This window comes from Bradyrhizobium sp. USDA 327, from assembly GCF_041262065.1.
Taxonomy (GTDB): domain Bacteria; phylum Pseudomonadota; class Alphaproteobacteria; order Rhizobiales; family Xanthobacteraceae; genus Bradyrhizobium; species Bradyrhizobium liaoningense.
The window spans coordinates 4,777,116-4,790,478 of the sequence record NZ_JBGCCW010000001.1; the positions used below are offsets into that span (position 1 = coordinate 4,777,116).

Here is a 13,363-nt window from a genome sequence, read left to right on the forward strand (position 1 = left end):
ATGGCCGATCCGATCATCGCCCTCGAGAACGTCAGGCGGGAATTCTCGGCCGGTGACACGCGCGTGGTGGCGCTCGACGATTTGTCGCTGAGCATCCAGCCCGGCGAGATGGTGGCGATCATCGGCTCGTCCGGATCCGGAAAATCGACGCTGCTCAACATCCTCGGCTGCCTCGACCGCCCGACCACCGGCACATATCGTGTCGCCGGCAAGAACGCCTCCGAACTCGATGCAGACGAGCTGGCGGCGCTGCGGCGCGAGCATTTCGGCTTCATCTTCCAGCGCTATCACTTGCTCGGCGATCTCTCCGCGGCCGAGAACGTCGAGATCCCGGCGATCTATGCCGGGATGAAGGCCCGGGAGCGCCGCACGCGCGCAGAGCAGCTGCTCGCAAGGCTTGGTGTGGACGACCGGCGCGGCCACCGCCCTAACCAGCTGTCGGGCGGCCAGCAGCAGCGCGTCTCGATCGCACGGGCGCTGATCAACGGCGCCGAAGTCATCCTGGCGGACGAGCCGACCGGCGCGCTCGACCGGCGCAGCGGCGAGGAGGTCCTGAAGATCCTGAAGGAGCTGCACGGCGAGGGACGGACGATCATCATCGTTACCCACGATGCCGATGTCGCCGCGCGGGCCGAGCGCATCATCGAGCTGCGTGACGGCAGGATCGTTTCCGATCGCCGCACCGAGACCGCAGGCGCAGCGGCGCCGGCTGTTGCGGCGCCTCGGGCCTCATGGGACAGCGGCGCCGGCTGGCCCGGCGCGCTGCGGCGCCTGCGGGAAGCCTCGCGAATGGCGCTGGTGGCGATGGCCGCGCACCGGCTGCGCGCCTTCCTGACCATGCTCGGAATCATCATCGGCATCGCCGCAGTGTCCTCCGTGGTTGCGCTCGGCAACGCCTCACAGCGCAAGGTGCTATCGGACATTTCGAGTCTCGGCACCAACACGATCGAGGTGTTTCCGGGTAAGGATTTTGGCGACGCGCGCGCCGGCAAGATCAAGACGCTCGTCCTCGGCGATGCCCGCGCGCTCGGCCAGCAGGGTTTCATTGCCGGAGTCACACCGACGGTCTCGACCAGCACGACAGTGCGCTATCGCGGCAGCGAGTCCAACGTGCTCGTGAACGGCGTCGGCGAGAGCTATTTCCAGGTCAAGGGCGCCAAGCTGGCGAAAGGCCGCTTGTTCGACTCCGACGCGGTGCGCAACATCGAGCGGCAGGTCGTCATCGACGACAACACCCGCAAGACCTTCTTCGCCGACGACCAGAACTCTGGGATCGGCCGCGTCATCTGGCTCGGCAAGGTGCCCTGCCGCATCGTCGGCGTCATCGCCCAGCAGCAGGGCGGCTTCGGCTCCAACCAGAACCTCTCGGTCTATCTTCCCTACACCACCGTGCAGGCACAGTTCACGGGCGACCGCTCGCTCCGCAGCATCCTGCTCCGGATCAGCGACGAGATCTCGACCACGCTGGCTCAGGATGCGGTCACCACGCTCTTGACGAAGCGGCACAATACCAGGGATTTCGTCATCCTCAATACCGACGACATCCGCCGCACCATCACCAGCACGACGCAGACCCTGGCGTTCCTCGTGGCGGCGATCGCGGTGATCTCGCTGGTCGTCGGCGGCATCGGCGTGATGAACATCATGCTGGTGTCCGTCTCCGAGCGAATCAGCGAGATCGGCGTGCGCATGGCGGTCGGCGCCAGACGCAGCGACATCCTCCAGCAGTTCCTGGTGGAGGCGACCCTGATCTCGTCCATCGGCGGCATCGCCGGTATCCTCGTCGCGATCCTGCTCGGGACGGTGGTCAATATGGCAATGCCCGGATTCCAGGTCAGCTATTCGCTGTTCTCGATCGGCGCGGCATTCCTGACCTCGACCGGGATCGGGGTGGCCTTCGGCTTCTTCCCCGCCCGCCGCGCCGCCTTCCTGGATCCCGTGGTGGCGTTGAGCCGTGACTGACCGTAGGATTGCAGACATGACCGTAGTTCTTCGGACGAGACAATCGTCCGCAAATCGACCAACGATCGGCAACCCCGATGCGATCTCAAACATGACCAACGGCACGCAAAACATCCTGATCGTCGAGGATGACCGGCAGACCCGCGACCTCATCGCGCGCTATCTGCGCGAGCATTCGTTCGAGGTCCACCTGGTCACGAACGGCAGGGAGATGGACCGGCATCTCTCGCATAACCGGGTGGACCTGATCGTGCTCGACCTGATGCTGCCGGGCGAGGACGGTCTGAGCCTCTGCCGCCGCGTGCGCATGGAATCCATGACACCCATCATCATCCTCACCGCGAAGGGCGAGGATCTCGACCGGATCCTCGGTCTCGAGATGGGGGCCGACGACTATCTGCCGAAGCCGTTCAACCCGCGCGAGCTTCTCGCCAGGATCAACGCCGTGCTGCGCCGCCAGGCGAGCGGCCGTGCCGCCGGCGGCGCGGCGACACGCCTGAAATTCCTGGGCTGGATCATCGATCTCCGTTTGCGGGAGTTGCGCGACCCCGAGGGCGCGCAGGTGCCGCTGACCAGCGCCGAGTTCGATCTGCTGCAGGTTTTCTGCGAACGGGCCGGCCGCATCCTCACCCGGGACAATCTCCTGAGCATGACGCGCGGCCGGCCCGGCGGCAACTTTGGCCGCAGCATCGACGTGCTGGTCAGCCGGCTACGCCGCAAGCTCGACCGCACCCAGGACACGTCCGTGATCAAGACCGTCCGCACCGGCGGCTACATCTTCACGCCGGTGGTGGAGGAAGCATGAGCCGCGCCGCCGACATCGTCGCGCTGTTCAGCTTCAGGCGGATCAGCGGCCAGATCGCAGCCCTGGTTCTGGGGTCACTGATCCTGATCCATGTGCTGATTGCCGGATACTTTCTGCTCAGCCGGCCGAACGTTCTGACGGACAGCCCGGTGGAGCAGTTCGAGCTGGTTGCGAGGATCATCGCCAATACGCCGCAGGGAGAGCGAGATCTCGTTCTTGAAAACCTCAGCCGAACCTTTCCGGCGCTGAAGCTGCAATTGAAAAAGGATGTTTCCGCCTCCATCGCTCCTTTGCCGGAACGGACGCGCCTGAACACCCCCTCGGCTATTGAAGGCCCGGTCGATCTCATTCGCGGTTCCACACCGGAAGACAATCGCCTCTGGTTCTATCTGGCAAATGGCGACGTGCTCGAGGCGACGATCGGGACATTCAAGATGCCTGCCTTCGTGAGCGGCCTCTGGACGAGCACGCTCCTGTTCCTGGTGGCAAGCGTGACGCTGCTCGGCGTCTGGGCCGGCCGCGCGCTCAGCTCGCCCCTGTCGGCCTTCGCGCGCGCGGCGGAGGACTTCAGCTTGAATCGCTCGTCCGAACCGTTGCCTGAGAACGGCCCGGAGGAAATCCGATCCGCGGCGAGAGCGCTCAACCGGATGCGCGAACGCGTTACCGCACTGATGAACGATAGAACTCGAATGCTGGCCGCCATCAGCCACGACCTGCGCACCCCGATTACGCGCCTGCGGCTACGCTCGGAATACATCGAGGATCCAGCACAGCGCACCCAGACCGTACGCGACCTCGATCAGATGCAGTCGATGCTCGAGTCGGTGCTCTCGCTGCTGCGCAGTGAAAGTGCTGCCAGACCGACACTGGTCGACGTTGCCGCGCTGCTCCAGATGGTTTGCGACCAGTTTTCCGATAGCGGCCACGCGGTGCACTATCTTGGTCCGGACAGAGCCGCATTCATGGTCCGGCCGGACGAAATCATCCGCGCGGTCACCAACCTGGTCGAAAACGCCACACGCTTCGGAACCGAAGTCAGCGTCGAGCTCCTGATCTCCGGGAACCAGATCATCATCGACGTCGTCGACGACGGTCCTGGAATACCCGATGAGAAGAAGACGGCGATGCTGGAGCCCTTCGTGCGAGGAGAAGAAGCCCGCACCATGGACGAAACGGCGGGATTTGGCCTCGGCCTCGCGATCACGCAGGCGATCGTGACCGCGCATGGCGGAACGTTGCTGCTGCTCGACAATGAACCGAGGGGTCTTCGCGTCCGCCTGCTGCTTTCCAATGCAGACCGTAGCCACGACTGACGCTGCCGTCCGCATCGTTCCGGAAGCAAGGGGGGCAAGTGGGGACGGACCGTCAAGACGGCCGGAATCGACCCGCAATAGACACCGGTGTCGAAGAGGCGGCGCCGGTTTACGCTGCCGGCAAAGCAAAAGAGAACGTCGCGCCGCCGTCCGGATCATTCGCGGCGAGAAGCTCGCCGCCGTGCTCGCGCACAATGCCGTAGCTGATCCAGAGGCCGAGCCCCGTCCCCTCGCCGACTCGCTTGGTCGTGAAGAACGGCTCGAAGATGTGGCTGATGTGATCCTTGTCGATTCCCGGACCGTTGTCCGAAATCCGGAACAGGATCTCGTTGCCCTTGCGCGCCGCCGAGACGACCAGCCGCGGCAATTCGGTGCCGCGCATCGCGTCGATCGCGTTCTCGACGAGATTGACGATGACCTGGTGCAACTGTCCCTCGTTGCCGGAGATCCAGAGCTCCGGCTCGAGCTCCATCTGCAGGTCGATGCGCACCTGCTTGGTGCGGACGGCCCACAGCACCGCGGTGTTGATCAAACGTTCGATATTGACACGCTCGACCTCGCCGAGCTTGCTGAAGGAGAGTCGGCGCAGATTCTTCACGATCTCGCTGATCCGAACCGCCCCCTCCATGGTGCCCTCGATCAGCGGGCCGAAATCCTCCATGACCTCGTCGATGCGCAGGCTCTTCTTCAGTGCGGCGAGGTCGCTCGCCCGTCCCTTGCCGTGGATCGCGTCGAGATAGGCGACGATGGCCGCGCGGTAGCGGATCAAGGTGTGAATGTTGCCGTAGACGAAGCTGATCGGATTGTTCAGCTCGTGCGCGACGCCGGCGACGAGACGGCCGAGGCTCGCCATCTTCTCCTGCTCGACCAGTTGCCGCTGGGCGCGCTGCAACTCGTGATGGGCCTTGTGCAGCGCCTCATAGGCGCGGCGCAGCTCGCCGATCGGCCGCCCCGTCAGCACCACGCCGATAAAGCGGCCGCGATGATCGTGGCGCGGCGAGCTGTTGATCGCGAACAGATCGGTGCTGCCGCCGTCGGTCGCGAACCTCAATTCACCGTCGACGACGTCTGGCGTGCCGCGCGGCTTCAGTAGCGGCAGCAGCTTGGCGCCGTCGGCGCTATCGATGACGTCGGCGATGCTCCTGCCGACCACGTCCCCGACGCTGCGGCCGAGCGCATGCTGGAACGCGGAATTGACCTGCTGCACCATCCCCTTGGCATCGCAGACGATCAGGATGTCCGAGACGGATTCGATGACGTTGGTGACGAAGGCCTGCGCCTCCTCGAGCTCCGCGTTCTTGTGCTCGAGGTCGACCTCGTAGCGCAACAGGTCGGAATAGACCTCGTCCATCTTGCGGATGACTTCGATCCAGGCGCCTTCGCGCTCGCGGTCGAACTCGATCGCACCGCCGCTGGTGACCAGCTTGAGCAGCGAATCCGCCTCACTCGCTTCAGGAGAATGCGTCGCCTTTGGCATTTTTTCTCAGATCATACCTGGTCAGCTTGTTCCTGAGCCCTACCCGCGAGAGACCCAGCTCGCTGGCGACGCGGCTGATGTTTCCGTCGTTCCTCTCCAGGCAGTTCATGATAACCGACTTCTCGAGATCCTCCACCTTGTCTTTCAGCGAGGCCGATCCGTTCAGCTTGCCGTGGGTCGGCGGCGGCGCGAATCGCTTCCCGTTGCGGCGGCCGAGCAGCGGCGGCGCGCGCAGCTCATCCCGGTCGGCGAGCACGACCATGCGCTGGATCTCGTTCTGGAGCTCGCGTACGTTGCCCGGCCAGTGATATTTGCCGAATTCATCCAGGGCCGAACGCGCAAAGCGCAGATTCGGCCGGTTGAAGGAACTCTTGACCGCCGACAGCACACCCTCCGCAATCAGCGGGATGTCCATCGGGCGCTCGCGCAGCGCCGGCATGTGCACCGGGAATGCGGCGAGGCGGTAGTAAAGGTCGCGCCTGAAGCGACCGGCCTCGACCTCCGCCTCCAGGTCGCGATTGGTCGCCGCCACCACGCGAACGTCGACCTTGCGCACGCGCTGCGCGCCGAGCGGCCGGATCTCGCTCTCCTGCAGCACACGCAGCAGCTTGACCTGGAACGCCGGCGAGGTCTCGCCGATCTCGTCGAGGAAGATCGTGCCGCCATCGGCGACCTCGAACAGGCCGATGCGGTCCTGATAGGCGCCGGTGAAGGCGCCCTTCTTGCAACCGAACAGCTCGCTTTCCAAGAGCTCGTCCGGCAGCGCGCCGCAATTCTCGACCACGAACGCCTTGTTGGCCCGCGCCGAGCCGTAATGGATCGCGCGCGCCAGAAGCTCCTTGCCGGTGCCGGATTCCCCGGTGATCAGAACCGAGATATCGTAGTCGGCGGCTCGCCTGCCGAGCTCGATCACGGCGTGCATCGGGCTTTCCGTCGAATGCACGATGCGGTCGAAATCATAGAGCTGCTTGGCCACTCCGCGCTTGACCGAGACGACCTTCTTGATGTGCCCCGAGGTCGCCTTGACGTCGACGCCGGCGGTCTCGGTCTCCTTCTGCAGCCGATAGAGCTGAACCGCCTCCTTGACGGTTTCGACCAGTTGGTCCGGCTGCCAGGGCTTGGTGATGTATTGATAGATGCCGGCCTCGTTCAGTCCTGCGATGATGTCCTCGGACTCCGAATAGCCGGAGATGATCATCCGCACCGGATCCGGCCAGAGCTCGCGGACGCGCTTCAGGAAGCTCACGCCGGACTCGTGCGGCATCCGCTGGTCGCAGAGGATCGCGTGGACGATCTCGCCCTCCAGCAGCTTCTCCGCATCGGTCGCATTGCCGACGCAGAGTACCTCGAAATCCTCCCTGAGCACGCGCCGCAGCGCTTCCTGCGAACGGACCTCGTCGTCGATGACGAGAATGGTTCCCTGAATGCTCACGATGGCACCGCCATGCCGACAGGCCGATCTGGCGCACGCCGGGACCGGTGACCAGCGATGGTCAGCGGCGTGCGCGACTTCGGCACCTTGTGGATGAAATTGTAGCGCGCGACGTGGTAGCTCGGATCGAAGCCGTAGAAATTCAGCTTCATCCGCCGCAGCTCCTCGTCGCGGTAGGATTGCAGCGGCTTCTCGGCCTCGTCGGCGGCGCGCCGCTGCCGCTTGGCGGCGAGGCGCGTGGCAAAGCCGGAATCCGACGCCATGGCAGCGCCGAACTTCACGAGGCTTGCATCAGCGAGCGCCTCGCCCGACAGCACGCGATCGACGATGTCGAGGCGCCGTGCCTCCGCCACGCCCATCGGGAGCCGGCATTGTGTGATCCGGGTTGCGTTCGCGGCGCCCGCACGGCGCGGCAGCAGATAGGTCCAGTATTCCGAGCCGTAAAGATTGCCCATGTCCTTGTAATGCGGATTGAGGACGATCTGGTCGCTAGCCCAGACCTCGTCGGCGGCAAGACTCAGGAAGACGCCGCCCGCACCCGCGTTGCCGCGAATGACCGAGACGACCAGGCGGTCGGTGGTCTCGATGATCGCACGGGCAAGATCGTCGATCGCATTGATGTTGCGCCAGGACTCATCCGCGGGGCCGTCGGCCGCCTCAATTTCTGCAAGATGAATGCCGTTCGACCAATAATCCGGGCCACCGGTCAGGAGCAGCACCCTGGTCGGGCGCGCCAGCGCCGCGCGATAGGCCTCGAGCAGGGCCTCGCAGTCGCCGGTCGCCATGGCGCCGTTGTAGAAGGAGAACGCGAGCTCGCCGACCTCGCCATGCTCGCGATACCGGATCGGGGCGTAACCGCAGCCGGGCCGGAGCGGCAGCTGCGCCGCCTCGGCGGCGAAGACTTTTGCCGCCGGCAGCTTCAGGCTCTTCGGCGCGAGCTTCCTGACATGCCCGATCCAGACCGCACCATCGACCGTGGCGCGCGCCAGCGCGCCGTCGCATTGCGCGACGACGGTGCCGGGCACGCCGGAGATGCTGTGCGCCTCATGCGCATCGAACAGCCTCACCTCCTGGAAGAACAGGCTGTCGACCAGGCCCGGCATGCCGTCGGCGCTGTCGATCTTGCGCAGCACGGTCGCGGTGGTGTCGTGCTGCCAGTCGATCGCCCGGTCCGGCTGGCGACAAGGTCCGCGCACGCGAATGCGCGGGTCGTCCGCATCCATCGGCTGCGGGGCAGGCCGTCCGGATTCGATCGCCGCGACCGCTTCGAGCACCGCCGCAACCGCGCAGCACGTCACCTCGTTGCGGTAGATGCTGGACTTGGCTGCGCGCCGCATCGGGAAGCTGCGGAACGCCCAGACCGGACCGGCGTCGAACTCGCCATCCGCCTGCAAGACCGTGACGCCCCACTCGCCTGTACTGTCCAGAATCGCCCAGTCGAGCGCCGCCGGACCGCGGTCGCCGGGCGGACCGGGATGAACGACCAGACAACGCACGCCGCGCCAGACGTCGTCGGGAATCGCCCGCTTCAGGAACGGCGCGATCACAAGGTCCGGCCGATGCAGCGCCACGCTCTCGCGCGTGACCTCGGCATGGATGTCGAGCTCGACCGCGACGTCGTGGCCTCGCTCCCTGAGCTCGACATGGAGCCGCTGCGTCAGGCTGTTGAAGGAATGCGACAGGAGCAGAATGCGCATGATGGGCCCTAACAGATTCTCGGCAATTGCTCGCCCGACAGCCAGTCGATGATCCTCCCGCCGCCGAAGCTCGTGGCCATCTGCACGAAATGATGATCGTCGGCCACGGCCTCGCCGATGTCGGCGGCGTCGCGGCCAAGCGGATGCGCCCGCATCGCGGCCAGCACCGCACCGGCAAGCTCGGGCGCGACGATCGCGACCAGCTTGCCCTCATTGGCGACATGGAGCGGATCGAGGCCGAGCAGCTCGCACGCTGCCGCCACGCCCGGTTTGACCGGGATCGCTTCCTCGCGAAGATGGAAGCCGAGGTCGGACTGCTGGGCGATCTCGTTCAGCGTGGCGGCAAGGCCGCCGCGGGTGGGATCGCGCATCAGGCGGATGCCGCGGCCGCCGGCTTCGACCATCTTCGCGACGAGATTGTTCAGCGCCGCCGAATCCGAGACGATCTCGGTCTCGAAGGCGAGATTCTGCCGCTTCGACATGATCGCCACGCCGTGATCGCCGAGCGTGCCCGAGATCAGGACGCGATCGCCGACGCGGGCATTCTCCGCCGAGAGATCGAGCCCGGGGGGCACGACCCCGACGCCGGCGGTCGATATGAACAGGCCGTCGGCCTTGCCGCGCTCGACCACCTTGGTGTCGCCGGTGATGATGTGAACGCCGGCCGTGCGCGCCGCCTCGCCCATCGATTCAGCGATCATCTTGAGGTCGGCGAAGCGGAAGCCTTCCTCGATGATAAAGCTCGCGGAGAGGTAGAGCGGGCGTGCACCGGCCATGGCGATATCGTTGACGGTGCCGTGCACCGCAAGCGAGCCGATATTGCCGCCGGGGAAGAACAGCGGCGAGACCACATAGCCGTCGGTCGTCATCACCATGCGCCCGGCACCGACGTCGAATGCCGACTGGTCGTTGCCGCGCGCCAACCATTCATTGCCGAAGGCCTCGTGGAACAAACCCGAGATCAATTGCGCCATGGCCCGGCCGCCCGAGCCGTGGGACAAGTCGACGCAGCCGTTCCTGATGTCGAGCTTGCGCAGGTGGGCCTTCATGATGCGCGCCTTTGCTGGTGGTCGCGGAAGCGGCCATAAGTCCAGTGTGCGGCGCAGGCGCCCTCGGAGGAGACCATGCAGGAGCCCATGGGCGTCTCCGGCGTGCAGACGGTGCCGAACAGCTTGCAGTCGACCGGCTTCTTCACGCCGCGCAGGATGGCGCCGCATTCGCACGCGGGATTGTCGTCGACGCGCAGCTCGTGCATGTCGAAGCGCACCTCGGCGTCGTATGTGGCGTAAGCGCGCTTCAGCTTCAGCCCGCTATAGGGGACCTGTCCGAGCCCCCGCCATTCGAACTGATCGCGCAGTTCGAAGATGTCGGAGACCTCCTCCTTGGCGCGCAGATTGCCGTCGCGGTTCACCGCGCGGCTGTACTGGTTCTCGACCTCGTGCCTGTGCGCCTCGTTGACCTGCCGCACCAGCATCAGGATCGCCTGCATCATGTCGAGCGGCTCGAAGCCCGCGATCACCACGGGCTTGCCGAACTCCTCGGCAAAGAACTCGTAAGGGGCCGTGCCGATGATCGTCGAGACATGGGCCGGCCCGACGAAACCGTCGATCTCGACCCGGCCGATGTTGCGGATGTCGGGACTTTCCAGGATGTTCTGCATCGCCGGCGGCGTCAGCACGTGGTTGCAGAACACGGAGAAGTTTTCGAGCTGCTTCTTTTCCGCCAGCCGGATCATGACTGCAGTCGGCGGCGTCGTTGTCTCGAAGCCGATGGCGAAGAACACCACCTCACGCCCGGGATTGTCCTCGGCGATCCGGATAACATCGATGGTGGAATAGACCATGCGGATGTCGGCGCCGCGCGCCTTCGCCTTCAACAGCGATGCGCCCTGCGAGCCGGGAACGCGCATCAGGTCGCCATAGACGCACAGGATGATGTCCGGCCGCTCGGCGAGCCGGATCGCCATGTCGATGCGTCCGGCCGGCAGCACGCACACCGGACAGCCCGGGCCGTGGATCATCCGCACGTTCTTCGGCAGCATGTCCTCGAGGCCGTAACGCGAGATCGCGTGGGTATGGCCGCCGCAGAATTCCATGAAGCGATAGGGCTTTTGCGGATCGGCTTCCGCACGGATCGCTTTCGCGAGCCCGAGCGCGATCTCCTTGTCGCGAAACTCATCGGCATATTTCATGACGCGGCTCCCTGCCCCTCGGCGCTGAGCTCGCGCAGCAGCTCGAGCGTTCGCATTGCCTCCTCCTGATCGATCTTCGTCAGGGCATAGCCGACATGGATGATCACGTAGTCGCCGACGGCGAGGTCCTCGATCAAGGCGACCGATATCTCCTTGCTGACGCCGTCGATCGAGACGATCGCCATCTCGTCGGGCAGGAGCTTCGTGACCTCAGCAGGTATCGCGAGACACATCAGGCTGTTCCTTCCAGGCCGTATTGTTCGAGCCGGAGCGCGGCGATCCAGGCCTGGCCCAGGCTGAGACCGCCGTCATTGGGCGGCATTTGCCGCGGCAGCAGCGGCAAGAGACCGGCGGCGATACAGCCGCGCTCGATCTCGGAACTCAGGATCGCGTTGAGAAAGCAGCCGCCGCTCAGGGCGACGGCCGTGACGCCGGTCTCGCGCGCCGCTCGGCCGATCCAGTCGACGCAGGCGGCAGCGAGCGTGCCATGGAACAGCCCGGCCCCCTCGACCGGATCGATGTCCTCGGCCGCAAGGCGCGCAAGCAACGGAAACAGGGACAGCACCCCATCCTCGATTGACCAGCCGTCTTTCATGGAATGCGGCGCGCGAACCCGCGCCTCCAGCTTCATCGCGGCTTCGCCCTCATAGCTCTGCACCTGGCAAAGACCCAGCAGCCCCGCCACCGCGTCGAACAGCCGGCCGGCGCTGGTCGTCACCGGCACATCCGGCTGGTCGAGCAAGGCATGGAGACGCGCAGCCTGCGGCTGCGCGGCAAACCGGGCCGCGATCGCGTTGCCGCGGGCCAGGCCATGCATTGCGCTTGCGGCCATGCGCCACGGTTCGCGGGCGGCACGATCTCCACCCGGGATCTTCATCGGCGCCAGATGGCCGACCCGCCGGAACGTCGCCCCCTCGCACAGCAGGAGTTCGCCGCCCCAATTGCTGCCGTCGCTGCCCTGGCCGAAGCCATCGAGCACCAGCGCCAACGCAGGACCCGCGATGCCATGCTCCACCATCACGGAGGCGGCATGGGCATGATGGTGCTGGACTGCGATCAGCCGTCGCCCGCTCGCTTCGGCAAAGCGGGTCGAGGCCATGTTCGGGTGCAGATCATGGGCGACGACGACCGGATCGACATCAAGGGTCGAGAGCAGATGGCTGACGGTTTCCTCGAAAAAGCGGACGCCTTCGGCGGTGTCGAGGTCGCCGATATGCTGCGAGACGAAGGCCTCGTTGTCGCGCGTGACCGTCACGGTCGACTTCAGCGCACCGCCGACCGCAAGGATCGGCGGCACAGTCCGCGCCAGCCGCACCGGCTCCGGCACGTAGCCGCGGGCACGGCGGATGAACTGCGTGCGGCAGGCAACGACCATGGCCACGGAATCGTCGGCACGCGTGACGATGTCGCGATCATGCGTGACGACGAGGTCGGCGATGCCGGAAAGCCGCAGCTCCGCCTCGTGATTGTCGATCAGAAGCGGCTCGCCGCCGGGATTGGCGCTGGTGGCGACGATCGCCCAACTCTCGCCGGGCCGCTGATGCGCCGTGTTCAGTACCTCGAAGATCAGGTGGTGGATCGGCGCGACGGGCAGCATGACGCCAATCCGTGACAGTTTTGGCGCGATCGCGCCCGCGAGGCGCCTGTGCGACGTCATTAGCACGATCGGCCGCGCCGTCGTTTCGAGCAAGGCAAGCTCTGCAGCACTGGCGTCGGCGATCCCGCCGACGTCGTCGCGCGAGGCGACCATCACCGCGAACGGCTTCTGGTCACGATGCTTGCGTTGCCGCAGCCGCGCGACGGCTTCATCGTCGCGGGCATCGCAGAGCAGTTGATAGCCGCCGAGCCCCTTGATCGCCACGATCTGGCCCGCGGCGATCGCAGCCGCGATATCCGCAATGCCGTGGCCGAGCCGCGGGCCGCATTGCGGGCAAGCAATCGCCTCGGCATGGAAACGGCGGCTAGCCGGATCGGCATATTCGGCGGCGCAGGCCGCGCACATGGCAAAGCGTTTCATGGCCGTTGCCGCTCGATCATAGGGAAGCCGCTCGGCAATGGTATAGCGCGGACCGCAATGGGTGCAGTTGATGAAGGGGTAGCGATAGAACCGGCTGGCTGGATCGAACAGCTCGCGCAGGCATTCCTCGCAGGTCGCGGCATCGGCGACGATGCGTGTCGACACCCTGCCCTGTTCGCTCCCGCGGATATAAAACCCCTCGCTCGCCACCGCCCCGACCGGCTGCACCGAGATCTCGTCGATGCGGGCGAGCGGCGGTTTTTCCAGCGGCAACGCCGCGACGAAATCGGACGCGCGCTCGCCCTCGACCTCGATGACGACGCCATGGGAATCGTTGGCGACGAAGCCGCCGAGGCGGTAGCGCGTGGCGAGACCGTAGACATAGGGGCGAAAGCCGACGCCCTGCACCGCGCCGCGCACATGCAGGCGCAGCCGCCGTCCGTCCCGTGCTGTGGCCTCGCCGCCCATC

The 13,363-nt window shown here is 65.7% G+C and carries 10 protein-coding genes; 3 read left to right on the top strand and 7 right to left on the bottom strand.

All coding sequences use genetic code 11. The features are described from left to right. From ABIA42_RS22430 to ABIA42_RS22440, 3 genes are all read left to right on the top strand, one after another. Entirely contained in the window at window positions 1–1,962 is a 1,962-nt protein-coding gene (locus ABIA42_RS22430; protein WP_271533592.1) for a MacB family efflux pump subunit, read from the top strand. 91 nt (window positions 1,963–2,053) lie between these two features. Next, window positions 2,054–2,767 carry a response regulator gene (locus ABIA42_RS22435; protein WP_271533764.1) on the top strand — a complete coding sequence of 238 codons (714 nt, stop codon included), beginning with the start codon at window positions 2,054–2,056 and terminating at the stop codon, window positions 2,765–2,767. Next, window positions 2,764–4,080 carry an ATP-binding protein gene (locus tag ABIA42_RS22440; RefSeq protein WP_271533594.1) on the top strand — a complete coding sequence of 439 codons (1,317 nt, stop codon included), beginning with the start codon at window positions 2,764–2,766 and terminating at the stop codon, window positions 4,078–4,080. Before ABIA42_RS22435 ends, ABIA42_RS22440 begins: the two co-directional genes overlap by 4 nt. A gap of 109 nt (window positions 4,081–4,189) precedes the next feature. Here the strand turns inward: ABIA42_RS22440 and ABIA42_RS22445 are convergent, their stop codons facing one another. The 7 genes from ABIA42_RS22445 to hypF are packed head-to-tail and all read right to left on the bottom strand — an operon-like array spanning window position 4,190 to window position 13,362. Beyond that, entirely contained in the window at window positions 4,190–5,557 is a 1,368-nt protein-coding gene (locus tag ABIA42_RS22445; RefSeq protein WP_370121097.1) for a sensor histidine kinase, read from the bottom strand. Beyond that, the gene (locus ABIA42_RS22450) at window positions 5,532–6,989 is read right to left on the bottom strand and encodes a sigma-54-dependent transcriptional regulator (protein ID WP_370121095.1); all 1,458 of its coding nucleotides are present in this window, start codon (window positions 6,987–6,989) and stop codon (window positions 5,532–5,534) included. The genes ABIA42_RS22445 and ABIA42_RS22450 overlap by 26 nt, the downstream gene beginning before the upstream one ends. Then, window positions 6,986–8,686 carry a hydrogenase maturation protein gene (locus tag ABIA42_RS22455; RefSeq protein WP_370121093.1) on the bottom strand — a complete coding sequence of 567 codons (1,701 nt, stop codon included), beginning with the start codon at window positions 8,684–8,686 and terminating at the stop codon, window positions 6,986–6,988. The genes ABIA42_RS22450 and ABIA42_RS22455 overlap by 4 nt, the downstream gene beginning before the upstream one ends. A gap of 8 nt (window positions 8,687–8,694) precedes the next feature. Next, a complete protein-coding gene (hypE, locus tag ABIA42_RS22460; protein ID WP_370121092.1) occupies window positions 8,695–9,735 on the bottom strand; it encodes a hydrogenase expression/formation protein HypE in 1,041 nt (346 codons plus the stop codon). After that, window positions 9,732–10,877 (bottom strand): hydrogenase formation protein HypD, encoded by a 1,146-nt coding sequence (gene hypD / locus ABIA42_RS22465; RefSeq protein WP_370157168.1) that lies wholly within the window; start codon window positions 10,875–10,877, stop codon window positions 9,732–9,734. The genes hypE and hypD overlap by 4 nt, the downstream gene beginning before the upstream one ends. After that, window positions 10,874–11,110 (bottom strand): HypC/HybG/HupF family hydrogenase formation chaperone, encoded by a 237-nt coding sequence (locus ABIA42_RS22470; protein WP_370121086.1) that lies wholly within the window; start codon window positions 11,108–11,110, stop codon window positions 10,874–10,876. Before ABIA42_RS22470 ends, hypD begins: the two co-directional genes overlap by 4 nt. Further along, entirely contained in the window at window positions 11,110–13,362 is a 2,253-nt protein-coding gene (hypF, locus tag ABIA42_RS22475; RefSeq protein WP_370121083.1) for a carbamoyltransferase HypF, read from the bottom strand. Before hypF ends, ABIA42_RS22470 begins: the two co-directional genes overlap by 1 nt. Between the last annotated feature and the right edge of the window lies 1 nt (window position 13,363).